This window comes from Streptomyces sp. NPDC057136, assembly GCF_042670885.1.
Taxonomy (GTDB): Bacteria; Actinomycetota; Actinomycetes; order Streptomycetales; family Streptomycetaceae; genus Streptomyces.
The window spans coordinates 59,077-82,777 of the sequence record NZ_JBHUUV010000019.1 but is presented as its reverse complement, the minus strand read 5'-3'; the positions used below and the strand labels follow the sequence as shown (position 1 = coordinate 82,777).

The 23,701-nt window shown below is 70.6% G+C and carries 19 protein-coding genes and 2 pseudogenes; 10 read left to right on the top strand and 11 right to left on the bottom strand.

The window, feature by feature from the left end; genetic code table 11:
- Nucleotides 1-65: 65 nt before the first annotated feature.
- Together ACFT7S_RS22605 and ACFT7S_RS22600 are read left to right on the top strand one after the other, a co-directional pair.
- Nucleotides 66-2,012, top strand: coding sequence for a 2-oxoacid:acceptor oxidoreductase subunit alpha (locus ACFT7S_RS22605; protein ID WP_382734676.1), 1,947 nt, complete (start codon nt 66-68; stop codon nt 2,010-2,012).
- Entirely contained in the window at nt 2,005-3,099 is a 1,095-nt protein-coding gene (locus ACFT7S_RS22600; RefSeq protein ID WP_382734674.1) for a 2-oxoacid:ferredoxin oxidoreductase subunit beta, read from the top strand. The genes ACFT7S_RS22605 and ACFT7S_RS22600 overlap by 8 nt, the downstream gene beginning before the upstream one ends.
- 48 nt (nt 3,100-3,147) lie before the next feature.
- Here the strand turns inward: ACFT7S_RS22600 and ACFT7S_RS22595 are convergent, their stop codons facing one another.
- Nucleotides 3,148-3,528, bottom strand: coding sequence for a winged helix-turn-helix transcriptional regulator (locus ACFT7S_RS22595; protein ID WP_382734672.1), 381 nt, complete (start codon nt 3,526-3,528; stop codon nt 3,148-3,150).
- A 109-nt stretch (nt 3,529-3,637) separates the two neighbouring features.
- On the opposite strand from ACFT7S_RS22595, the gene ACFT7S_RS22590 reads away from it, so the two are divergent.
- A complete protein-coding gene (locus ACFT7S_RS22590) occupies nt 3,638-4,498 on the top strand; it encodes an SDR family oxidoreductase (protein WP_382734670.1) in 861 nt (286 codons plus the stop codon).
- A gap of 31 nt (nt 4,499-4,529) precedes the next feature.
- On the opposite strand, the gene ACFT7S_RS22585 is transcribed toward ACFT7S_RS22590, so the two are convergent.
- Nucleotides 4,530-5,243 carry a formylglycine-generating enzyme family protein gene (locus tag ACFT7S_RS22585; protein WP_382734668.1) on the bottom strand — a complete coding sequence of 238 codons (714 nt, stop codon included), beginning with the start codon at nt 5,241-5,243 and terminating at the stop codon, nt 4,530-4,532.
- A 136-nt stretch (nt 5,244-5,379) separates the two neighbouring features.
- On the opposite strand from ACFT7S_RS22585, the gene rarD reads away from it, so the two are divergent.
- Nucleotides 5,380-6,342: an EamA family transporter RarD gene (rarD, locus tag ACFT7S_RS22580; protein ID WP_382734666.1), complete on the top strand. Its 963-nt coding sequence runs from the start codon at nt 5,380-5,382 to the stop codon at nt 6,340-6,342.
- 138 nt (nt 6,343-6,480) lie between these two features.
- On the opposite strand, the gene ACFT7S_RS22575 is transcribed toward rarD, so the two are convergent.
- Entirely contained in the window at nt 6,481-7,107 is a 627-nt protein-coding gene (locus ACFT7S_RS22575) for a CGNR zinc finger domain-containing protein (protein ID WP_382734664.1), read from the bottom strand.
- Between the two features lie 22 nt (nt 7,108-7,129).
- On the opposite strand from ACFT7S_RS22575, the gene ACFT7S_RS22570 reads away from it, so the two are divergent.
- On the top strand, nt 7,130-7,579 hold the full coding sequence (locus ACFT7S_RS22570) for a VOC family protein (protein ID WP_382734662.1): 450 nt from the start codon (nt 7,130-7,132) through the stop codon (nt 7,577-7,579).
- Nucleotides 7,580-7,613: 34 nt separating this feature from the next.
- Here ACFT7S_RS22570 and ACFT7S_RS22565 read toward each other — a convergent pair.
- Nucleotides 7,614-7,832 (bottom strand): annotated as a pseudogene (locus ACFT7S_RS22565) (zinc ribbon domain-containing protein); the annotation flags it as partial.
- 51 nt (nt 7,833-7,883) lie between these two features.
- On the opposite strand from ACFT7S_RS22565, the gene ACFT7S_RS22560 reads away from it, so the two are divergent.
- Both ACFT7S_RS22560 and ACFT7S_RS22555 read left to right on the top strand, forming a co-directional pair.
- Nucleotides 7,884-8,069, top strand: a complete 186-nt coding sequence (locus ACFT7S_RS22560) for a hypothetical protein (RefSeq protein ID WP_382734781.1) — start codon at nt 7,884-7,886, stop codon at nt 8,067-8,069.
- A 100-nt stretch (nt 8,070-8,169) separates the two neighbouring features.
- On the top strand, nt 8,170-8,988 hold the full coding sequence (locus tag ACFT7S_RS22555; protein WP_382734660.1) for an HAD family hydrolase: 819 nt from the start codon (nt 8,170-8,172) through the stop codon (nt 8,986-8,988).
- Between the two features lie 206 nt (nt 8,989-9,194).
- Here the strand turns inward: ACFT7S_RS22555 and ACFT7S_RS22550 are convergent, their stop codons facing one another.
- From ACFT7S_RS22550 to ACFT7S_RS22525, 6 genes are all read right to left on the bottom strand, one after another.
- Nucleotides 9,195-11,336 (bottom strand): SpoIIE family protein phosphatase, encoded by a 2,142-nt coding sequence (locus ACFT7S_RS22550; RefSeq protein WP_382734658.1) that lies wholly within the window; start codon nt 11,334-11,336, stop codon nt 9,195-9,197.
- A 104-nt stretch (nt 11,337-11,440) separates the two neighbouring features.
- Nucleotides 11,441-12,031, bottom strand: a complete 591-nt coding sequence (locus tag ACFT7S_RS22545) for a TetR/AcrR family transcriptional regulator (RefSeq protein ID WP_382734656.1) — start codon at nt 12,029-12,031, stop codon at nt 11,441-11,443.
- 196 nt (nt 12,032-12,227) lie between these two features.
- Nucleotides 12,228-13,109, bottom strand: a complete 882-nt coding sequence (locus tag ACFT7S_RS22540; RefSeq protein WP_382734654.1) for an ABC transporter permease — start codon at nt 13,107-13,109, stop codon at nt 12,228-12,230.
- Entirely contained in the window at nt 13,096-14,055 is a 960-nt protein-coding gene (locus ACFT7S_RS22535; protein ID WP_382734652.1) for an ABC transporter ATP-binding protein, read from the bottom strand. The genes ACFT7S_RS22540 and ACFT7S_RS22535 overlap by 14 nt, the downstream gene beginning before the upstream one ends.
- Nucleotides 14,056-14,205: 150 nt before the next feature.
- The gene (locus ACFT7S_RS22530) at nt 14,206-15,450 is read right to left on the bottom strand and encodes an outer membrane lipoprotein carrier protein LolA (protein WP_382734650.1); all 1,245 of its coding nucleotides are present in this window, start codon (nt 15,448-15,450) and stop codon (nt 14,206-14,208) included.
- Nucleotides 15,451-15,687: 237 nt separating this feature from the next.
- A complete protein-coding gene (locus ACFT7S_RS22525; protein ID WP_382734648.1) occupies nt 15,688-16,698 on the bottom strand; it encodes a polyprenyl synthetase family protein in 1,011 nt (336 codons plus the stop codon).
- Between the two features lie 156 nt (nt 16,699-16,854).
- Here ACFT7S_RS22525 and ACFT7S_RS22520 point away from each other — a divergent pair.
- The 3 genes and pseudogenes from ACFT7S_RS22520 to fahA form a co-directional block, all read left to right on the top strand.
- Nucleotides 16,855-17,712: pseudogene (locus tag ACFT7S_RS22520) on the top strand (oligopeptide:H+ symporter); the annotation flags it as partial.
- 403 nt (nt 17,713-18,115) lie between these two features.
- Entirely contained in the window at nt 18,116-20,110 is a 1,995-nt protein-coding gene (locus tag ACFT7S_RS22515; RefSeq protein WP_382734646.1) for a CocE/NonD family hydrolase, read from the top strand.
- 147 nt (nt 20,111-20,257) lie between these two features.
- Complete coding sequence (gene fahA, locus ACFT7S_RS22510) at nt 20,258-21,484, top strand: fumarylacetoacetase (RefSeq protein ID WP_382734644.1); 1,227 nt, start codon at nt 20,258-20,260, stop codon at nt 21,482-21,484.
- Between the two features lie 58 nt (nt 21,485-21,542).
- Here the strand turns inward: fahA and recQ are convergent, their stop codons facing one another.
- Nucleotides 21,543-23,621 (bottom strand): DNA helicase RecQ, encoded by a 2,079-nt coding sequence (gene recQ / locus ACFT7S_RS22505; RefSeq protein WP_382734773.1) that lies wholly within the window; start codon nt 23,619-23,621, stop codon nt 21,543-21,545.
- Nucleotides 23,622-23,701 lie beyond the last annotated feature (80 nt).

Below are 23,701 nucleotides of genomic sequence, written 5' to 3'. Positions count from 1 at the left end.
TGGGTTGCGGGACCGCCGGTGGGCCGGCCGATCCCGAGCCGCCGCCCCGAGGGAGGTCCAGTTCAGTGACCCAGGTCAGTAGCCCAGCCGACGAGGCCAGTGAGGCTGTCGTCGGGGAACAACGAGTCCCCGTGTCCGGCAGTCCGGGCGGCACCGGCGAGAAAGAGGTCCGCCGCCTGGACCGGGTGATCATCCGGTTCGCGGGCGACTCCGGCGACGGTATGCAGCTCACCGGCGACCGCTTCACCTCCGAGACGGCCTCCTTCGGGAACGACCTCTCGACGCTGCCCAACTTCCCCGCCGAGATCCGGGCCCCCGCAGGCACCCTGCCGGGCGTCTCCTCCTTCCAGCTGCACTTCGCCGACCACGACATCCTCACGCCGGGTGATGCGCCGAACGTGCTGGTCGCGATGAACCCGGCCGCGCTCAGGGCCAATATCGAGGACGTACCGCGCGGCGCCGAAATCATCGTGAACACCGATGAGTTCACCAAGCGTCCGATGGCGAAGGTCGGTTACGAGACGAGTCCGCTGGAAGACGGGTCGCTGGAGGCGTACAACGTCCATCCGGTGCCGCTCACCACGCTGACCGTCGAGGCGCTGAAGGAGTACGGGCTCTCCCGCAAGGAGGCCGAGCGCTCGAAGAACATGTTCGCGCTCGGGCTGCTGTCGTGGATGTACCACCGGCCGACCGAGGGAACCGAGAAGTTCCTGCGGCAGAAGTTCGCCAAGAAGCCGCAGATCGCCGAGGCGAACGTGGCGGCCTTCCGGGCCGGGTGGAACTTCGGCGAGACCACCGAGGACTTCGCGGTGAGCTACGAGGTGGCGCCCGCCTCGAAGGCGTTCCCCACGGGCACGTACCGCAATATCTCCGGCAACCTCGCCCTCTCCTACGGGCTCGTCGCCGCAGGTCAGCAGGCCGATCTGCCGCTGTATCTGGGGTCGTACCCGATCACCCCGGCCTCGGACATCCTGCACGAGCTCAGCAAGCACAAGAACTTCGGCGTGCGGACCTTCCAGGCCGAGGACGAGATCGCGGGCATCGGCGCCGCGATCGGCGCCGCGTTCGGCGGTTCGCTCGCGGTGACGACCACGTCCGGTCCGGGTGTGGCGCTCAAGTCGGAGGCCATCGGGCTCGCGGTCTCGCTCGAACTGCCGCTGCTCATCGTCGACATCCAGCGCGGCGGCCCCTCCACGGGTCTGCCCACCAAGACCGAACAGGCCGACCTGCTCCAGGCCATGTTCGGGCGCAACGGCGAGGCCCCGGTGCCGATCGTCGCGCCGATGACCCCGGCCGACTGCTTCGACGCCGCGATCGACGCCGCGCGGATCGCGCTGCGCTACCGCACCCCGGTATTCCTGCTCTCCGACGGCTACCTGGCCAACGGTTCCGAGCCGTGGCGCATCCCCGAGGTCGACCAGCTCCCCGACCTGCGGGTGCAGTTCGCCACCGGGCCGAACCACGAACTGGCCGACGGCACCGAGGTTTTCTGGCCGTACAAGCGCGACCCGGAGACCCTGGCCCGCCCGTGGGCCGTACCCGGCACGCCCGGTCTCGAACACCGCATCGGCGGCATCGAGAAGCAGGACGGCACGGGCAACATCTCCTACGACCCGGCCAACCACGACTTCATGGTCCGCACCCGCCAGGCCAAGATCGACGGCATCGAGGTCCCCGACCTGGAGGTCGACGACCCCTCGGGCGCCAGGACCCTGGTGCTGGGCTGGGGTTCGACGTACGGCCCGATCACCGCCGCCGTACGCCGGCTGAGGGCGGCCGGGGAGCCGATCGCCCAGGCCCATCTGCGTCACCTCAACCCCTTCCCGAGGAATCTCGGTGAGGTGCTGAAGCGTTACGACAAGGTGGTCGTCCCGGAGATGAACCTCGGTCAGCTGGCGATGCTGCTCCGGGCGAAGTATCTGGTGGACGCCCACAGTTACAACCAGGTCAACGGAATGCCGTTCAAGGCCGAGCAGCTCGCCACAGCTCTCAAGGAGGCCATCGATGCCTGACACCAACGAGCTTCTCCAGCTGGTGCCCAAGGCCGAGGCAAAGCAGTCCATGAAGGACTTCAAGTCCGACCAGGAAGTGCGCTGGTGCCCGGGCTGCGGTGACTACGCCGTCCTCGCCGCCGTCCAGGGCTTCATGCCCGAGCTGGGCCTGGCGAAGGAGAACATCACCTTCGTCTCCGGCATCGGCTGCTCCTCCCGCTTCCCGTACTACATGAACACGTACGGGATGCACTCCATCCACGGCCGCGCCCCCTCCATCGCGACCGGGCTCGCCACCTCGCGCCGCGACCTGTCGGTCTGGGTCGTCACCGGTGACGGCGACGCGCTGTCCATCGGCGGCAACCACCTGATCCACGCGCTGCGGCGCAACGTCAACCTGAAGATCCTGCTGTTCAACAACCGGATCTACGGGCTGACGAAGGGCCAGTACAGCCCCACGTCCGAGGTCGGCAAGATCACCAAGTCGACGCCGATGGGCTCGCTGGACGCGCCCTTCAACCCGGTGTCGCTGGCGATCGGCGCAGAGGCGACCTTCGTCGCGCGCACCGTCGACTCCGACCGCAAGCACCTCACGAGCGTGCTGCGCGCGGCGGCGGACCACCCCGGCACGGCCCTGGTGGAGATCTACCAGAACTGCAACATCTTCAACGACGGCGCCTTCGAGGTCCTGAAGGACAAGGACCAGGCGCAGGAGGCCGTGATCCGGCTGGAGCACGGCGAGCCGATCCGCTTCGGCGGAGGGGGCACCTCCCGCTCGAGCGAAGCCGAGAGTGGGGGAGGTTCGAAGGGCGTCGTAAGGGACACGGTCACCGGCGATCTGAAGGTGGTCGCGGTCACCGAGGAGAACCAGTCGCAGATCCTGGTCCACGACGCGCACGCCGCCTCACCGGCCACGGCCTTCGCCCTCTCCCGGCTCGCCGACCCGGACACCCTGCACCACACCCCCATCGGGGTGCTGCGCAGTGTCGTCAGGCCGGTCTACGACACCCTGATGTCCGAGCAGCTGGACACCGCCATCGAGCGGGACGGCAAGGGCGACCTGAGCGCGCTGCTCGCGGGCAACGACACCTGGACGGTGGTCGGCTGACCGGCCGCCACCTGCCGTACCACCGAGGCCCGGAGCCGACCCGAACGGTCAGCTCCGGGCCTCGTCGTATGTCGCACGCGCGGCCTGTACGTCCGGGACGTGCCGCTCCGTCCAGCGCGCCAGCGCCCACACCTGCTCGCCGGCCTCCCTGCCGAGCGCGGTGAGCGTGTAGTCCACCCTCGGCGGGATCACCGGCTTGGCGTCCCGGACGACGAAGCCGTCGCGCTCCAGTGTCCGGAGGGTCTGGGCGAGCATCTTCTCGCTGACGCCGTTGACCGTACGGCGCAGCTCACTGAAGCGGTACGAGCGCTCCAGCAGTGCAGCGAGCACGAGGACGCCCCAGCGGCTCGTGACGTGTTCCAGCACCAGGCGGGAGGGGCACATCGCCTGGTTGACGTCGGGTACTCGGTCCAGCGCGCTCTCGGTCATGCAAGTACCTTACTTCAAAGTGGGTACTTTCGCTGAGTTAGTACCCCCCGTACGGTGAGGAGCGGAAGCCGGATACGGAACACGCACCACCATGAAGGAGCAGGACCCCATGAGCATCGTTGTCACCGGAGCCACCGGAGAGCTCGGCCGCCTCGTCATCGACCAGCTGCTCGCCACCGTCCCCGCCGGGTCGGTCGCCGCCGTCGTCCGTAACAAGGAGAAGGCCGCCGACCTCGCCGCGCGGGGAGTCGAGCTGCGCATCGCCGACTACGACCACCCCGAGACGCTGGCCGAGGCCTTCCGGGCCGGTGACCGGGTGCTGCTCATCTCCGGCAGCGAGGTGGGCCGGCGGGTACCGCAGCACACCGCCGTGATCGACGCGGCGAAGGCCGCGGGCGTCGCGCAGCTCGCGTACACCGGAGTGCTGGGCGGTCCGGACGCCGACTTCCAACTGGCCGCCGAGCACAAGGTCACCGAGCAGCTGATCCTCGACTCGGGGCTGCCGTACACATTCCTGCGCAACGGCTGGTACACGGAGAACTACACCGGAAATCTGGCGCCCGTCCTGGAGCACGGCGCCGTGGTCGCCAACGCGGGCGAAGGCCGCGTCGCCTCCGCCGCGCGCGCCGACTACGCGGCAGCCGCCACTGCCGTGCTCACGGGCGAGGGCCACCTGGGCGCCGCGTACGAGCTGAGCGGCGATGTCGCCTGGTCGCTCGCCGAGTACGCGTCGACGATCGCCGCGGCCACCGGCAAGGAGATCGCGTACAAGAACGTCCCGGCCGCCGTGCACCAGGAGATCCTGGTCGGCGCCGGGCTGCCCGAGGGCCTCGCGGCGATCCTCGCCGATGTCGACGAGGCGATCGGACGCGGGCTGCTCGCGGGGACCGGCGGCGACCTGTCCCGGCTGATCGGCCGCCCGACGACCCCGCTCGCGGAGACGGTGAAGGCAGCGGTCGCGGGCGCCTGACCCGCCTCATCGGGTGCGGCGGCGCCGAGGCTCAGGCCCGGACGGACCGGGCGACGCGGAATCCCACGTCGTCGATCCGGAAGGTCGGGTGGCTGCGGCGCCGCACCGACGCACGGCAGCTCCAGGGCTCGTCGAACCAGCCGCCGCCCCGCAGCACCCGGTAGGTGCCGTAGACCTCGGCGTCGTAGACGTCCCAGCACCACTCCCAGACGTTGCCGAGCATGTCGTACAGGCCCCACGGGTTGGGCTCCTTGCCGCCCACGTCGTGGATGCTCTCCTGCGAGTTGCCGCGGTGCCACGCGATGTCGTCGAGCTGCCCGTACCTCGCCCCCTCCGTGCCGGCGCGGCACGCGTGCTCCCACTCGGCCTCGGTCGGCAGCCGGTATCCGTCAGCCGTCGTGTCCCATACGACGGCCTCGGGCCGGGCCGGTTCGAGGCCGCCGAGGCCGCCGAGGCCATCGATGCCTTCGAGGCCGTACGCGGGCGTGTGCCCCTCCTGCCGCGACAGGGCGTTGCAGAACGCGACGGCGTCCAGCCACGAAACACCCTCGACGGGCACGCGGTCGCCCTTCGCCGTGCCGGGCCGGAGGCCGGTGACCTCCGCGTACCGGCCCTGGGTCACGGGGTACGCGGCGAGGCGGTAGGGCGCGAGCTCCACCGGCCAACTGCGCTGCGTACGCCGGTCGGACAGCGTCACGCGTCCCGGGGGGACGGCGACCATCTCGTTCTCAGCGCTCAGCTCCATGGGCCGGAGAGCCTACCAACCGCCCCCACCCCTGCGCGTCACGACCGTTTCCCTGAGACGGCCATGACACGGAACCCCTCGCGACGCTACCTTCGTGAGGTCGGCCCTACCGTCGACGCGGACGCCGGGAGGGCCCGTGCAGGGAAAGAACGAACAGCGGGCAGGACTGCTGTACGGAATCGGCGCATACGGAATGTGGGGCCTCGTCCCCCTCTTCTGGCCGCTGATGAAACCCTCCGGGGCGGTCGAGATCCTCGCCCACCGGATGGTCTGGTCGCTGGGTGTCGTCGGTATCGCCCTGCTCCTCGTACGCCGTTGGGCCTGGGTCGGCGAACTGCTGAAGCAGCCCCGCAAGCTGGGCCTGATCGCGATAGCGGCGGCCGTCATCACGGTCAACTGGGGCCTCTACATCTGGGCCGTCAACAACGGCCAGGTCGTCGAGGCCTCGCTCGGCTACTTCATCAACCCGCTGGTCACCATCGCCATGGGCGTCCTGCTCCTCGGCGAACGGCTGCGGCCCGCGCAGTGGGTGGCGGTCGGGACGGGGTTCGCGGCGGTGCTGGTGCTGGCGATCGGGTACGGGCGTCCGCCCTGGATCTCGCTGACGCTGGCGTTCTCCTTCGCCACCTACGGCCTGGTGAAGAAGAAGGTCAACATGGGCGGCCTGGAATCGCTGGCCGCCGAGACCGCGGTGCTCTTCCTGCCCGCACTCGGATTCCTGCTGTGGCTGGGGGCGACGGGCGAGGCGACGTTCACCGCCGGAGGCGCCTGGCACGGGGTGCTGCTCGCCGCGACGGGCATCGTCACGGCGATCCCGCTGGTCTGCTTCGGCGCGGCGGCGATCCGCGTACCGCTGTCCACGCTGGGGCTGTTGCAGTATCTGGCGCCGGTCTTCCAGTTCATGCTCGGCATCCTCTACTTCCACGAGTCGATGCCGCCCGAGCGCTGGGCCGGATTCGCGCTGGTGTGGCTGGCGTTGACGCTGCTGACCTGGGACGCGTTGCGGACGGCGCGACGGACGAGGGCGCAGGCGGCACGGCTGACCGCGGCGGCGGCAGCCGCTTCCACCGGGGTCCCGGAGCGGGCCCCGACGTCCTGAAGCGGGCGGTACGGGTTCCCGTATGCCCCCTATGGGAGCCATTCCGCCGGGGCATGCGATGACGACTTGGCCAAGCCCGCACACCCAGCACTCAGCACCCGACAGCGGGCCCCGGATGATCCGGGGCCCGCTGTCGCGTCATGTGTCTTCTTCGGCGGTTTCCGTTGCCGTACGGCGGGCCCGGTGGGCCCGCACCTTGTGGCGGTTTCCGCAGCGCTCCATCGCGCACCAGCGCCGTCTGCCGGGGCGCGAGGTGTCGACGAAGAGCAGCGCGCAGTTATGGGCCTCGCAGACCCGCACCCGTTCGGCGAACGGACCGGTGAAGAGGTCCACGGCATCGCGGGCGACCGTCGACAGCAGCGCGGTGCCGGTCGCTCCCGGCGCCCACGCGCGGCGGCCGTCGGCACCGATCCGGGCCACCAGCGGCGGGGCGGCGGCCACGGCGTTGACCACCTCCAGGTCCTCCGGAGCCGGCTCCCGCCCCTCCACACGACTCCCGGTCAGCCTCCAGAGTGCGGCGCGCAGTTCGCGTCCGAGCTCCAGCTCCCCCGCGCTCACCGAGAGCGCCAGCCCTGCGGGCAGCCTGCTCTCCCCCGCCCAGCGGACCAGATCGGCGGGCTCGTGCAGGACCTCGTACGCCGCGTACCGCCCGAGTCCGCCGGTGGGCAGCAACTCCAGGCACAGGGCACCCGGATCGAAGCGGAACGGGCGCCCCTCCCGTGTACGGAGCACCAGTCCCGGCGTGTCCCTTGCCGACTCGGTCATGTAACCACTATAAACGGTTTCCATGACTCTGGACTGGAAAGTTGTCATCGACGCAGCCGATCCGCACGCCCAGGCCGGCTTCTGGGCCGAGGCCCTGGGATACCTGGTAGAGGACAACAGCCCCCTGATCGAGGAGTTGCTCGGCCTAGGGGCCGTGCCCGAGGCGGCGACCGTCGAGGCACATGGACGTCGCGCCTGGCGCGACCTCGCGGCGGCGCGGCACCCTGACGATCCGTACGAGAAGAAGTCCGGCACGGGTCTCGGGCGCCGGCTGCTGTTCCAGCGCGTACCGGAGCCCAAGACGGTGAAGAACCGTGTCCATCTGGACCTGCACGCCGGCCCCGAGCGCCGGGAGGCCGAGGCGGCACGGCTGGTGGGGCTGGGGGCGAGCGTCCTGCGCAGCGTCGAGGAACCAGGTGGGACCTGGATCGTGCTCGCCGATCCGGAGGGCAACGAATTCTGCGTGCAGTGAAGTGCTCTCCCGGCTGAGGCCGGGAGATTCCTGCTTACCTTGCGGTAGCGGGCTTGACGCGCTTCGCGCGCCTGACGACTGCCCTCCCGGCAGCCGGGATGAGCGCGAGGCCCATCCGGTACAGATGCAACACGTTCCGGGCTGCGTTGTGGTCGGCGTTGCCCGACCAGCCGCAGTCCGGGTTCTTGCACACGAACACGGCCTGGGACTCCCGGCTGCCGGGCGTGATGAGACCACATGCGGAGCAGCGTCGGTCCCGGGCGGCGCCCCGCAGCTCGGCGCGCTGATCGATCCGCCGAGCGGCGTGTGCATCACACTTCCCGAGGTCGCCCCCGAGTGGACGCCACCGGCCCACACCCCGCGCAACTACACGGACTCGACCGCCACGGTCTTCGCCGACGCCGACTGCGAGGGCCCCTACTTCAGCCTCCGCCCGCACGGCGGGCACGCCTCCGAGCGGCTCAAGGTCCGCTCCGTGGTCTTCAGCTGACCTGAAGCCGGCCTGACCGGCACGTCCTGCTCAGCGAGCCCCGGTACGCACCGCGACAGCGGTCGTACCGGGGCTCCGCGCACTCCATAGGGTGGCCCTCATGCCCACCCCACCCGCACCCGCATTCACTCTGGTCGCCACGGATCTGGACGGCACACTGCTGCGCCCGGGCGACCTCGTCAGCCCCCGCTCCCGCGCCGCGCTCGCCCTCGCCGCATCGGCCGGCGCCCGGCATCTCGTCGTCACCGGCCGCCCGGTGCCCGGCATACGGGGCCTGCACGCCGCGCTGGGCTCCGACGGCCCGGTCGTCTGCGGGCAGGGAACCCAGCTGTACGACGCCGGGACCGGCCGCCTGCTGCGCTCCGTGACGCTCGACCGCGAACTGGCCGAGACCGCGCTGGGCAAGATCGAGGCGGAGGTCGGCGCGGTCTTCGCGGCCGTGGACCAGGACGGTGCCGAGGGCCGGACGCTGATCGAGCCGGGCTATCTGATGCCCCATCCGACGCTGCCCGCCGTACGGACGCGGAACCGTGCGGCCCTGTGGGCGAGCCCGATCATCAAAGTGCTGGTGCGCCACCCGGAGCTCTCGGACGACGCACTGGCGGCCGCCGCCCGTGCGGTCGTGGGCGATCTGGCCACCGTCACCATGGCGGGCCCCGGCACGGTCGAACTGGCGCCGTACGGCGTCGACAAGGGCACCGGCCTCGCCCTCGCGGCCGAGGCGCTCGGCCTGGACCCGGCCGGCGCGATCGCCTTCGGTGACATGCCCAACGACCTGCCGATGTTCCGCCGTGCCGGGCACGGGGTGGCGATGGCCAACGCGCACCCCGAATTGAGGGCGGCGGCGGACGAGGTGACGTCGTCGAACGAGGAGGACGGGGTCGCCGAGGTCCTGGAGCGGGTGTTCGGCCGGGGCTGAGTCGCAGCTAGGGTCTTTCGTTTGGATCAGGCCGGATCAGGGAGCGGGGTCTGGTGCGTGCAGCTGCAAGGCGGAGGATTGAGGCAACGCGATGGGGTCTCCCCTGCTCGAACGAAGTTGAGAGCTTGGGGAAGAAGCCGAGAGCTTGGGGGAGCGCGTGCCAGACCCCGCGAGCCCGGCATGATCCAAACGAGAGGCCCTAGTGCTCAGGGACCGGCGGCGTCCGGGTCCTCGGCCCTTTTCACGTCCTGCTCGGTCCACAGCGCCTTGCCGTCGCGGCTGAACCTCGTACCCCAGTGGCTGGCCAGCTGCGACACGATGAACAGCCCGCGTCCGCCCTCGTCGACCGTGCGGGCATGCCGCAGATGCGGTGCCACCGAGCTGCTGTCGTGGACCTCGCAGGTGAGGGTGCGGTCCAGCAGAAGCCGCAGCTGGAGCGGCGGAGTGCCGTACCGGACAGCGTTGGTGATCAGTTCGCTCACGATGAGCTCGGTGGCGTAGACCGTCTCCTCGTCGAGCTTCCAGGCTTCGAGCTGTTCGCGCACCAGCTCCCGGGCCACGCTCGGAGTCGTACGGTCGTGCGCCAGTTGCCACGTCGCGACGTGTTCGGCCGGAACGGTGCCGGTGCGGGCCAGCAGGAGGGCGGCGCCGTCCGGGTGGGAGTCGGCGGGCAGTGCGTAGACGACGCGGTCGCACAGTTCCTTGAGCGGTGCGTCCGGGTGGGCGAGCGCGTCCTGGATACCGGTGGACGACCCGGCGCCGGACAGGAACGATCCGGTGAAGAAGGCGAGGATGCTGCCCTCTTCGAGAGCCACGACGGCAGGGGCGAAGGGCGCGGCGTCGGCCGAGAAGAGTCCGGGGCCCTCGGGGACGTCAATGTCCAGCGGGGTGCCGTCGGGGCCGATGACGACGGGCTCGGGGTGGCCGGCCCTGGTGATGGTGCAGGTACGGGAGAACGGGTCGTAGACGCCGTACATGCAGGTCGCCGTCAGCGTCTCCTGCTGGAGGGAGTCGCCGGGCGGCAGCGCGGCCCGTTCCTCGGCGAGACGGTCGGCGGTGTCCTTGAACCGGGCCAGCACCTCGTCGGGTTCCAGGTCGAGATCTGCCAGCGCCTGGATGACCATGCGCAACTGCCCCATGACGATGGCCGTCTGGAGGCCGCGTCCGGCGACCGTGCCGATGACCAGGGCGGTGCGGCCGCCGGACAGCGCGATGGTGTCGAACCAGGAACCGCTGTTGCGCCCGGCCAGCAGGACGTGCGCGGTTTCGACGGCGGTACGGGGGCCATGGTCCTGCGGGAGCAGCCTGCGCTGGACCGTCGAGGCGATCACGTGGTCGCGCTCGTAGCGGCGGGCGTTGTCGATGCTCAGCGCGACACGGGCGGCGGCGGCACGGGCGAGACCGGTGTCGTCCTCGTCGAAGGGCTCCGCACCCTCGCACCGGTAGAGGCTCAGCAGCCCGAGGACCGTGCCGCGCAGGGTCAGCGGGACGACCATCAGGGAGTGGGCGCAGGTCGCCTCGATCAGCCGGGCCGCGTCGGGGTCGGAGTCCAGCCACGGGGTGTCGTGGTCGAGCAGGACGACACGGACGCCGAGGTCCGAGGCGGCCAGGGCGTACGGGGTCCGGGGGGCCAGCCGCCGCGTCTCGGGGACGTGCATCGCCCCGCCGTCGCCCCCGTTCTCCTCGCCTTCCTCGGCACCGAGGCCCCGGAACCCCGTACCGGCGGCCCGCCGCAGCGGGACGTCGGGGTCCAGCGGCCCCAGGGGCGGATCGGCACCGCGCAGCACGTCGTCCACCACCTCGATGACCGCGAAGTCGACGAAGTCCGGCACCACGGCGTCGACGAACCCCTGGCAGATGGCCGCCACGTCCAGGGAACTGCCCACACCCTCGCGGACCGCGGTCAGGCACCGCTCCCGGGCCTGCACCTTCTCCTGTTCGGTGACGTCCACGACCGCTGCCAGCAGGCCGATGGGCCGGCCCGCCGCATCGTCGAGCCGGTATACGGACACCGACAGGCTGTGCAGCGGGCCCTCCGTGTCCGTGACCCGCCCGCGGATCAGCCGCCCCCTCACGCAGACTCCGGTGCGCAGCACCTCCCGCAGCAGCTCCGCCGCCTCCTGCGGTGCGTCGACGTGGTAGACCTCGTCGAACCTGCGCCCCAGCAGCCGGTCCACCGGACCCATGTCGGTCAGGAGATTGACCCGCACCAGCCGGAGATCCGTGTCGAGCACATGGAGGCCGACCGCGGACTGGTCGAACAGCCTGTTCAGGAGTGCCGCGGCCAGGCCCTCGGGAGCCTCGTCCCATGTCCGGGACCCCGGCCCTCCCGTACCTGCGTCCGCCACGGATTCACCCCACGTCGATGGCTCCGGCGCACCTCTCGCGCCGGCCTGCCTCAGACCAGCATCGAGCCACCCCGCCCACTCCGCCACCGGATAGGGCGGTGGGGTCAGGCCTCCCACGCCCCCAGGGAACGCAGCACGTGCTCGACGAGCGCGGCGACCGTCGCCTCGTCCTGCGGCGGTTTGCGCAGCACATGGCGGTAGTAGACGGGGCCGTAGAGCATCTCGACCGCGAGCGGCAGATCCGCGTCCGCGGGGATCTGGCCCTGCTCCTGGGCCCGGCGCAAACGCGCCACCGCCTGCTCGAAGCGTGGTCCGACCAGGTCTTCCCTGACGGCCTTCGCGAGGGCGTCGTCGTGGTGGACCTCGGAGAGAATCCCGGCGTAGGCGGGACCGAAGGGCGAGGTGGACAGCAGTCGCACCGCCGCGCAGATGTGGGTCCGCAGATCGGCGGCGATGTCGCCGGTGTCGACGAACGGGGTGGCGTCGACGAGGCCCTCGGTGAACGCCTCCAGCATTACGGCGCCCTTCGACGGCCACCAGCGGTAGATCGTCTTCTTGCTCACGCCCGCGCGGGCGGCGATGGCCTCGACGGTGACGCGGGCGTAGCCCTTCTCCGCACAGAGGTCGAGTGCGGCCTCGAGCGTGGCTTTTCGTGATCGCTCGCTCCGGCGCTGAGAACTCGGCGATGTGATCATTCGGTGAGCATAGGTGGATTCGAGCCATTCCTTGTTGACAGCGTATCGTCAGAAGTCGAAGAATAACCAGGCGGAAACGGAACGTGCCGTGTCGTCATGTTCCTGCTGTTCGCACCGTTCGTGCCGTCGTGCCACGGCGAGCCGATCGGGGGACGGCTCGATCGGCCGACGGCACGAACGACCCTTCCCCGCGCGCTCATGTGGTGATGTCCTTCGCCGTGAACCGCGCCCAGGCGGCCGACCCGAACACCGCCGCGTACAGCCCCTGCAAGGTGAAGTTCTTGACCAGCCCGTCCCAGTGGACCGGCTCGCGCAAGAAGTCCGCGAAGGACAGCCAGTAGTGCGGGAAGAGATACGGATGGACCCCGTCGAGCTGCGGGATCGTATCCAGGATCTGCACGGCGATCAGCACCCCGACGGTGGCGGCCATCGCCGCGATACCACTGTTGGTCAGCGTCGAGACGAACAGGCCGAGCGCCGCGAATCCGATCAGTGACGCCGCCACCGCGAGGGCGATCAGCCCGGCGCGCACCAGCCCTTCCCCGAAGCCGATCCGGGTCCCCGAGATCGTCGTGACGTCGCCGACCGGGAACAGCAGCGCGCCCACGGCCAGCGCCGACGCCGCCACGACCAGCGTCGCGACCAGGCAGAACGCCAGCACTGACGCGTACTTCGCGAGCAACAGCCGGGTCCGGCCCGCAGGGGCGACCAGCAGATAGCGCAGGGTGCCGCCGCCGGCCTCGCCCGCGACCGAGTCCCCCGCGACGACGGCGACCGCCATCGGCAGAAAGACGGGAAGCGTGGCGGCGAGCGAGGCGAAGACCAGGAACAGGCCATTGTTGGTGACCTGGGCGAGGAAGGCCGGTCCCCCGCCGCCGTCGGGACCGCCCGGCGGACCGCCGCCGCCCGTCTCCATCCGCACCGCGATACCGATCAGTACGGGCACGGCGGCGAGCACCCCGAGCAGGGCGAAGGTGCGTCGGCGGCGCAGGGTCGTGGCCAGTTCGGAACGGAGGATTCCGAACGTCCACAGGGGGTTGCGGGGCGTGGTGACGGCAGTGAGTTCAGCCTGCGACATCGAATCCCTCTCCGGTGAGTGCGACGAAGGCGTCCTCCAGCGAGGCCCGTTCGACCCCGAAGGACCGTACGCGGACCCCGCCCCGTACCAGCGCCGCGTTGAGCTCGGCCGGGTCGGTGCCGGGCGGCGGGGCGTCGGCGGTCACCAGCTGCCCGTCGGCCACCAGGCCGGTGACCCCGTGCTCCTTGAGAATGCGGGCGGCGTCGCCCGGGTCGGGGGTGGTGACGGCGAGCCGGGCCCGGGAGCCCGCGGCGAGTTCGGCGACCGGGCCCTGGGTGAGGAGCCGGCCGCGCGCCATGACGGCGGCGTGCGTGCAGACCTGCTCGATCTCGTCGAGGAGGTGGGAGGAGAGGAAGACGGTGGTGCCCTCCGCCGCCAGCTCCCGGATCAGCGAACGGATCTCGCGCATGCCCTGCGGGTCCAGGCCGTTGGTCGGCTCGTCGAGGACGAGGAGGCGGCGCGGCTGGAGGAGGGCGGCGGCGAGCCCGAGGCGCTGCTTCATGCCCAGCGAGTACGCCTTGGCCTTCTTGCCGGCGGCCGCCGCGAGCCCGACCCGGTCCAGGGCGTCTTCGACCCGTGCCCGACGGGTGCGTGGATCGGCGGCCGGGTCGGCGGAGTCGAACCGCACCAGATTGTCCCGGCCCGTCAGGAAGCCGTACAGCGCGGGCCCCTCGATGAGCGCGCCGACCTGCGGAAGTACGGTACGGGCCCCGGCGGGCATCGGTCTGCCGAGGACCCGCGCGGTGCCGGAGGTCGGGTCGATGAGGCCCATGAGCATCCGGATCGTGGTGGTCTTCCCGGAGCCGTTGGGCCCCAGGAAGCCGAAGACGCTGCCCGCGGGGACGCGCAGGTCGAGCCCGTCGACGGCGAGCTGGCCGCCCCGGTACCGCTTGGTGAGACCCCGGGTCTCGATGACGGCCGCTTCTCCGGCCCCTGCGTCGGTCATACGTACTCCCAGTCACAGTCCCGGCGGCCCGTCCGCCGGGCCGCACGGATGGTCCCACCGTACGGAGCCGCCCCGCCGTACGGAGCGTACGGCGGGGCGGGTTCGTACAGCGGCGACTACCTGGCGGTGTCGGCTACCTGGCGGTGTCGGTTACTTGGCGGTGTCGGCCGCGCGCACCAGCGCGTCCTTGGTGACCGCGCCGACGTAGACCTTGCCGTCGTCCGTCATCAGCGCGTTCACCAGGCGGGTCTTGAAGACCGTGCCCGAACCGAACGAGCCGGTGACCCGGTCGCCCAGCGCGTCCAGGAACTGCTGCGCCTCGGCGGGGACGCCGTCGGTGCCCTTCGTGGGCAGCCCGGCGCCGCCCGGCACCTCGATCTCGGCGACGGAGGTCCAGCCCTCGCCGATCACGTTGAGCCCCTGGAAGCCCTCCAGCGCGCCGAGTTCCCCGGGGGCCTTGTCCGCCTTGCCGTTCTTCCCGGCCTCGGCCTCCAGATCCTCGGCCTCGGTCACCTTCGCACCCTTGGGCGGGGTGAAGGTGAAGGAGGACGCGTCCGGCTTCCCGAAGTCGACCTTGGTGAAACCGGCGTCGATCACGGCCTTGCCACCGCCGCTCGGGGCCAGGGTGAACTTCAGCGGTACGCCGTTCTCCGCGTCGACCGCGATCGTGACCGAGCCGATCGTCGAACCGGACTGCTTCGGCTTGATCAGCAGCTGGTACGCATCGCGCCCGGCCACCTGCGCCGTGCCGTCGACCGTGACCGACGTGGTGTCACCGGCGGCCGTGAGCGCCTCCTCGGCCAGCTCCTTGGGTGTGGTGGGCACACCCTCCGGTGCCTTGTGCTCCTTGCCCTTGGTGCCCCTGGCCCCGGTCTCGTCCGCCTCGGCGTGGTACACCTCGTCGGACTTGCTGTCGTACGCCCAGACCTCGCCCGCGTTGTGGATCAGGCTGTACTCGGCGGCGTCCCCGAGGATCGACAGACGCTGCTTGTCGGGGCCGTCGGCCGCCAGCCGCAGCGTGTGCGTACCGGAGGTGAGTTCCATCAGCTTGGCCTGCGGGTCGGCGGCGGAACCGTCGCTCCCCTTGTCCGCGCCGCCGCCCGGGGCGAAGGAGCCCGCGAGCCCGCCGATCGACGGGAGGCCGAGGTCGGCGGTGACCTTCAGCGTGCCGGACAGCTGCTGCTGGTCCGAGGCGGCAATCTTCTCGATGAGTTCCTGAGCGGTGATCTTCGGCAGCTCCGGGTCGCCGGAATCCGCCAGTGCCGGGACGAGTCCGATCGTCGCCGCCGCCACCCCCGCGACTGCGAACGGGACGATGTATCGCGCCGCCTTGCGACGGCCCACGACAGTGCCCGTGGCCTCGCTGGTGGTCTCCGCGCTGTCGTTCGGTGCCATGTGTGTGCCCTACCTCCGTGGTCGGCGGCTTCCATCCACGCTGGGCCACTCCCTGCCGCCCTGCTCACCCGATGTGGTCAGGAGTGGTTGTTCTCCATCTGACCAAATCGCGCGCCGACAAGCGTCAGCCCGCGGGATCAACTCCGCGTACTGCTCCGGTATGACACCGAGCCGCCCGGGGTCACCCTTCCAGTAAGGGTTGCCGTGCGGGGGCCGAGCCGAAACCCCGACAGGCTCTCAGCCCGCGCGGTGCACCACGGCGTCGCAGAGCTCTTCGAGCGCCGCCTTCGCGTAGCAGTCGGGCAGCGGTGCCAGCGCGGCCCGCGCCTCCTGGGCGTATCGGATGGTGTCCCGTCGCGCCTGGTCCAGCGCCGGGTGGGCGCGCAGCCTGCTCAGCGCCTCCGCCAGCCGGGCGTCGTCGCTCAGGTCGCCGTCCAGGAGCTCCACGAGCTCCAGGTCGTCCGGCTTGCCGTCGGCCGCGGCCTGCGCCCGCAGCAGGAGGACGGGCAGGGTCGGGATGCCCTCGCGCAGGTCGGTGCCGGGCGTCTTGCCGGACTCGTGGGAGTCGGAGGCGATGTCGAGTACGTCGTCGGCGAGCTGGAAGGCGACGCCGAGCCGCTCCCCGTACTGGGTGAGGATGTCCACGACCGATTCGTCGGCGCCGGACATCATCGCGCCGAACCGCCCGGACACGGCGATCAGCGAGCCGGTCTTGCCGGCGATGACGTCGAGGTAGTGGCCGACCGGGTCGCGGCCGTCGCGCGGGCCCGCGGTCTCCAGGATCTGACCGGTGACCAGACGCTCGAACGCCTCGGCCTGGATGCGTACGGCCTCCGGGCCGAGGTCGGCCAGGATGTGCGAGGCGCGGGCGAAAAGGAAGTCGCCGGTCAGGACGGCGACCGAGTTGCCCCAGCGGGTGTTGGCGCTGTCCACCCCGCGGCGTACGTCCGCCTCGTCCATCACGTCGTCGTGGTACAGCGTCGCCAGGTGGGTCAGTTCGACGACCACGGCCGAGGGCACGATACCCAGTGCGTCGGGGTCACCGAACTGGGAAGCCAGCATCACCAGCAGCGGACGGAACCGCTTGCCTCCTGCACGGACCAGGTGCTGCGCGGCCTCCGTGATGAAGGGCACCTCACTCTTGGTGGCTTCCAGCAGCCCCGCCTCGACAGCGGACAAACCGGCCTGGACATCGGCCTCAAGAGCCTGGTCCCGCACGCACAGTCCGAACGGCCCGACGACGGTCACGAGGGGATCTCCTGTCTGCTGACGATCACACGGAATGTCGATGTGTCGCTGTCTCCACTCAAGTCAGCGTATCCGGTCCCCTTTGGATCACCGTGGGCGGCTTCCCGCGACCGCCGGTATGTTCGGGATCAGCTCATACGATCAGGAGTTGTCCCTTTGTCCCACACCGCGAGCGCTACCGAGCCGACCCAGCCGCCGCCGGAGGACGACCGCGCCTTCTTCGGACAGCCGAGGGGTCTGATGACCAGCTCGTACCGTGCCGTCCTGTACGGCGGCATCCTCATCGCCTGCGGCCACTACTCGATGGCCGTGCCGACGGACACGATGACCTGGGTCGGCCTGGGCCTGATCAGCGCCGGAACGGGCCTCCTCAAGCCCAATGTCGCCACCATGGTCGGCAAGCTCTACCGCACCGACGACGACCGGCGCGACGCCGGCTTCGCCCTCTGCTACATGGCCATCAACATCGGCGCCTTCGCCGGTCCGCTGGTCACCGGCTGGCTCGGCGACCACGCGAGCTGGCACTGGGGCTTCTCGGCCGCCGCGGTCGGCATGACGTTCGGCCTCATCCAGTACGTGGCCGGCCGCCGTCACCTGGCCGGGCGTAAGCACGCGGCAGAGTTCGCCCTCGCGCCGGAGCCGATGCGGCGGGCCCTGCGGCTCATCGGTGCCGGCATCGTGGTGTTCGCCCTGGTCGCCACCGCGCTGGCCCTCGCGGGCTGGCTGACGATGGAACGCTTCGTCGACCTGCTCACCCTGATCTCGGTGATCATGCCGGTCGTCTACTTCGTCGTGATGTTCCGCAGCCCCCGGGTGACCACCGAGGAACGCGGGCGGCTGCGCCCGTACGTGCTCGGCGCCTTCGAGGTCGCGCTGGCGCCGATGGTGGCTGCCGTCCGAGCCCGGACGTGCACGTTGGCCGCCTAGTGGATCGTCGGCTCGCACTTCTTGCTCGGGCTCGGTGGCATCCGCCTTGAGACCTCCTGCATATCCGCCGCCACGAAGCTCGCGCCAGTTGTACGACGAGGTCTCCAACCGTTCCTGGGCAGTGAGCAGGAGTGAGTCCCGACTCGCCGGCCCGCCCCGAACGGTTTTGGACGCACTGGTCCTCCGCTTTCGCGTCCTGGGCGGCGACGCATATCCCGTATGCGGTCCGTCCCAGGTGGGCGGAATCCCTAACGCCCTGGCCATATGAGTGTGGCCAGAGGCGACGGGGAGGCCCCGGACCATCTCGCTGGTGGGACGGGGGCCCCGACTGCTGACACCACACCCGGCGTCCCAGATCGCTTTACGTACGTTACGCACGCACCGCCAGACATACCCACAGATCGTCACATCGTTCACTCATTCGTGCCAATGTTGGCCAAAACGATGTGCTAGCCCAGCAGTTGTGGATCCCGTCCACTGAGGTACAGCCATGCACATCCGCACCGAATTCCCGTACGAGACGACCCGCGAGGACCTGTACATCCCGCTGCCGGACGGCACGCGGCTGTACGCCCGGATCTGGCGGCCGGTCACCGAGGAACCCGTACCGGCGCTGCTGGAGTACCTGCCCTACCGGCTGAGCGACTGGACGGCTCCGCGGGACTGGCAGCGCCACCCCTGGTACGCGGGACACGGCTACGCCTCCGTACGTGTGGATGTGCGCGGGCACGGCAACAGCGAGGGCATCCCGGGCGACGAGTACGACGCGACGGAGCTGGCCGACGGGGTCGCCGTCATCCACTGGCTGGCCCAGCAGGAGTGGTGCTCGGGCAACGTGGGCATGTTCGGCATCTCCTGGGGCGGCTTCAACTCGCTCCAGCTCGCCGCGCTCGCACCCGAGCCGCTGAAGGCGATCGTCACGGTCTGTTCGACGGACGACCGCTACGACAACGACGTCCACTACATGGGCGGCTCGGTGCTCGCCGTCGATATGCACGCGTGGGCGGCCACCATGCTGGCCTTCGTCTCCCGGCCGCCGGACCCGGAGCAGGTCGGCGAGAAGTGGAAGGAGATGTGGCTGAACCGGCTGGAGGCGGTCGAACCGTTCATCCACACCTGGCTGGCCCACCAGACCCGCGACACGTACTGGAAGCACGGCAGCGTCTGCGAGGACTACGGCGCCATCAAGGCGTCCGTGCTCGCGGTCGGCGGCTGGCACGACCCGTACCGCGACACCGTGCTGCGGCTGGTCGAGCATCTGGCCCCGGCGAAGGTACGCGGTCTGATCGGCCCGTGGTCGCACCAGTACCCGGACCGCGAGCTGCCCCCGGGGCCCGGCATCGGCTTCCTCCAGGAAACGCTGCGCTGGTGGGACCACCATCTCAAGGGCGCGGACAACGGGGTGATGAACGAGCCCCTGCTGCGGTCCTGGATCAGCGGTTCGCACCCGCCCGCCACGGCCTACAAGACGCTCCCCGGCCGCTGGGTCGGCGACGCGAGCTGGCCGTCGGAGAACGTCGTCCCCGTCGTGTACGCCCTCCAGGGCGGTCCGCAGATCGTCCTGTCGCCGCAGCAGACCGGGGTGGACGCCGGCTGCTTCTTCCCCTTCGGCAACGACGGCGACCTGCCGCCCGACCAGCGCGACGAGGACGCGAAGTCCGTCTCGTTCGAATTCCCCGTCGAGGACGCCCCCATCGAGATCCTGGGCCGCCCGAAGGTGAAACTCCACATCCGGATGGCCGTGCCGCGCGGCCAGGTCATCGCCCGGCTCTGCGACGTGGCACCCGACGGCTCCTCCACGCTGGTCACCCGCGGTGTCCTCAACCTTTCCGCGCGGCACGGCCGCGACCGGGCCGAGGACTGGCCGGTCGGAGAGACGGAGGACGTGACCTTCGAGCTGAACGGCATCGGGCACACCTTCCCGCGCGGCCACCGGATCAGGCTCGCGGTCTCGTCCTCGTACTGGCCGTGGATCTGGCCGCAGGCCGGTTCGGCGGGCTTCACCCTGGACGCGGTCGGCAGCTTCGTCGAACTTCCGGTGCGCCGCCACACCGAGGACAACGGCATCTCGTTCGGCGAACCGGAGCAGTCCGAACCGCTCGGCGTCGTGTACCCGGCGACGCTCGACGAAGAGCGCCCGGAGCGCCTGGTGGTCCGGGACGTCACCAAGGGCGAGTGGCGCATGGAGGTCGACCCGCGCTACGGCGGCACCCGCGTCTACCCGGACGGGCTCGAATTCACCGAGGACGCAGTGGAGACGTACACGATCCAGGAAAAGGACCCGCTCTCCGCCCGCACCCGCTCGGACTGGACGATCCGGCTGCACCGTCCCGAGATGGCCTGGGACGTGGAGATCGAGACCCGTTCCGAAATCGGCGCGGACGCGGAGGACTTCATCACCTCCAACGAAGTGATCTGCAAGGACGGCGGAGAGGTCGTCTTCCACCGGACCTGGGAGAAGCGCATTCCGCGCACGGCAGGCTGATCCGGACATGTTCTTCCGTGGGGTCCCCGGCTTTCCGGGGACCCCACGGAACTTTCCGGGCATTAGGCCCAGTTGAGACACTGCCGCTGAGTAGCAACACCGACGTAACGTGTCCTTCAAGTGACCTGGAAAGCGAGGCAGCAACACATGCCCGAGCAGAGCAGCCCGCTCGATCTGGCCGAGGGCGACCCCTTCGGTCCGCACAACCTTCCGTACGGTGTCTTCTCCACCCCCGACCACGCCGGCCACCGCAGGGTCGGTGTCCGCATCGGCAACCACGTGCTGGACGCCGGGGCCGCGGCCCACGCGCTCGGCTCGCCCTACGCGCAACTGCTCGCCCAGCCCAGCCTGAGGCCGCTGCTCGCGGCCGGCCGCACCGCCTGGCGCGATGTGCGGCGCGCGCTGACGGCCTGGGTGACGGTCCCGGCGCACCGCGCGGACATCGAGCCCCTGCTGTACCCGGTCGATTCGGTGACTCTCCATCTGCCGTACGAGGTCGCGGACTACGTCGACTTCTACGCCAGCGAGCACCACGCCACCAACGTCGGCAAGATCTTCCGGCCCGACGGTGACGCGCTGACCCCCAACTGGAAGCACCTGCCCATCGGTTACCACGGGCGGGCCGGAACGGTCGTCGTCTCGGGCACGGATGTGGTGCGTCCCTCGGGCCAGCGCAAGGCCCCTTCGGACCCGGCGCCCGTCTTCGGGCCGTCCGTGAAGCTGGACATCGAGGCCGAGGTCGGCTTCGTCGTGGGCGTTCCCTCGGAGCAGGGCACCTCGGTGCCGCTCGGCGACTTCCGCGAGCACGTCTTCGGGCTCTGCCTGCTCAACGACTGGTCGGCGCGCGACATCCAGGCGTGGGAGTACGTGCCGCTGGGTCCGTTCCTCGGCAAGTCCTTCGCCACGTCCGTCTCGGCGTGGGTGACACCGCTGGAGGCACTGGACGCGGCCCGTACGCAGCCGCCCGCCCGTGACGTCCCGCTGCTCCCCTACCTGGACGACGCGGACGAGGAGGAGCACGGCGGCATCGATCTGCGGATCTCGGTCGCGATCAACGGCCACCTCGTCTCCGAGCCGCCGTTCGCGTCCATGTACTGGACCGCGGCCCAGCAGCTCGCCCAGATGACGGTGAACGGCGCCTCGCTGCGTACCGGCGATCTGTACGGCTCCGGCACCGTCAGCGGCGCCGAAACGGCCCAGCGCGGCTCCCTCCTGGAGCTCACCTGGAACGGCCGCGACCCGCTGGATCTCCCCGAAGGCAAGCGCACGTTCCTGGAGGACGGCGACACGGTCACCCTGACCGCATGGGCCCCGGGACCGCACGGCACGCGCGTCGGCCTCGGCGAAGTGACCGGCCGGATCGTTCCCTCGTAGCTGTGCGGCCGACGGCCACGCCGGCGCTCCTGGCGCCGGCGTGGGCCGCGGTCACGGCTCACTCGTACTCGGGCGGTTCCTCGTCCCAGCCGAACTCCGGGTCCGGGGCCGCGGCGTGGACGGGGCGCCCGGGGGCTTCCCTGGTCGCCGGTACGGCAGGTCGCTCGGCCGGCTGGGGTGTTTCCACCGCCACCGTTCCGGTTCCGGTTCCGGTTCCGGTTCCGGTCTCGGTCTCGGTCTCGGTCTCGGTGTCGGCGTCGGTGTCGGTGTCGGTGTCGGTGTCGGCCTCGCCGAACGTCGCGAGCACCTCCAGCACCCCTTCGCCGTACGTGGCGAGCTTCTTCTCGCCCAGGCCGCTGATCCCGCCCAGCTCGGCCGCAGAGCCGGGACGCAGTGCGGCGATCTCCCGCAGGGTGGCGTCGTGGAAGATGACGTACGCCGGGAGCCCCAGCTCCTTCGCCTGGGCGCCGCGCCAGGCGCGCAGTGCCTCGAAGACCGGGACGGCCGACTCCGGGAGCTCGGCGACGGCGGCTGCCGCCTTGCCCCTGCGCTCGCTCTTCGAGGAGGACGAGGACCGGGACGTGGGCTTCTTCGGCTCCTTGCGCAGCAGCACCTCCCGCTCACGTCCGAGGACGGAGGCACTGTCGTCGGTCAGCACCAGCGTGCCGTACTCGCCCTCGACGGCGAGGAGGCCCTGGGCCAGCAGCTGGCGCACCACGCCCCGCCATTCGGCCTCGGCCAGCTCCTCGCCGATGCCGAAGACCGAGAGCTGGTCGTGATCGAACTGGATGATCTTCGCGGTCTTCCGGCCGAGCAGGATGTCGATGATCTGGCCCGCGCCGAACTTCTGGCCGCGCTCCCGCTTCAGCCGCACCACCGTGGACAGCAGTTTCTGCGCGACCACCGTGCCGTCCCAGGTCTCGGGCGGGGTGAGGCAGGTGTCGCAGTTGCCGCAGGTCTCCCCTCCGGGCTCCTGGCCGAAGTACGTCAGGAGCTGGGCGCGGCGGCACTGGACCGTCTCGCACAGGGCCAGCATCGAGTCGAGGTGGGAGGCCGCGCGGCGCCGGAACGCCTCGTCGCCCTCGCCGCCCTGGATCAGCTTGCGCTGCTGGACGACGTCCTGGAGCCCGTACGCCATCCAGGCCGTGGACGGTGCGCCGTCACGGCCGGCACGGCCGGTCTCCTGGTAGTACCCCTCGACCGACTTGGGCAGGTCGAGGTGGGCGACGAAGCGGACGTCGGGCTTGTCGATGCCCATACCGAAGGCGATGGTCGCGACGACGACCAGGCCCTCCTCGCGCAGGAAGCGCGACTGGTGCAGGGCGCGCGTCCCGGAGTCCAGGCCCGCGTGGTACGGCACGGCCTCGATGCCGTTGCGGCAGAGGTATTCGGCGGTCTTCTCGGTCGAGTTGCGCGAGAGGCAGTAGACGATGCCCGCGTCCCCGGCGTGCTCCTCCTCGAGGAAGGTCAGCAGCTGCTTCTTCGGGTCGGCCTTCGGCACGACGCGGTACTGGATGTTGGGCCGGTCGAAGCTCGCCACGAAGTGCTTGGCGTCCGGCATTCCCAGACGCTGGGTGATCTCCTGGTGCGTGGCGTCCGTCGCGGTCGCGGTGAGCGCGATGCGGGGTACGTCGGGCCAGCGCTCGCCCAGCACGGAGAGGGCCAGATAGTCGGGGCGGAAGTCGTGGCCCCACTGCGCGACGCAGTGCGCCTCGTCGATGGCGAAGACGGAGATCTCGCCGCGGGCGAGCAGCGCGAGGGTGGAGTCCAGGCGCAGCCGCTCGGGGGCGAGGTAGAGCAGGTCGAGCTCGCCCGCGAGGAACTGGGACTCCATCGAGCGGCGCTCGTCGAAGTCCTGCGTGGAATTGACGAACCCGGCCCGCACGCCCAGCGCCCGCAGGGCGTCCACCTGGTCCTGCATGAGGGCGATGAGCGGCGAGATCACGATGCCGGTGCCGGGCCTGACCAGGGCCGGGATCTGGTAGCAGAGGGACTTGCCGCCACCGGTCGGCATGAGCACGACGGCGTCGCCGCCCGCCACCACATGGTCGATGACGGCGCCCTGCTCACCGCGGAACGCCTCGTACCCGAACACCCGGTGAAGCGTCTGCTGCGCTTCGCTCTCGGCCACACTCATGGTCACGCCCGTCCCGCTCATCTGCTCTGTCCCCCGTGGTCCGCCCTGTCCGACCTGTCCCGTCCCCCACCACGATAGGC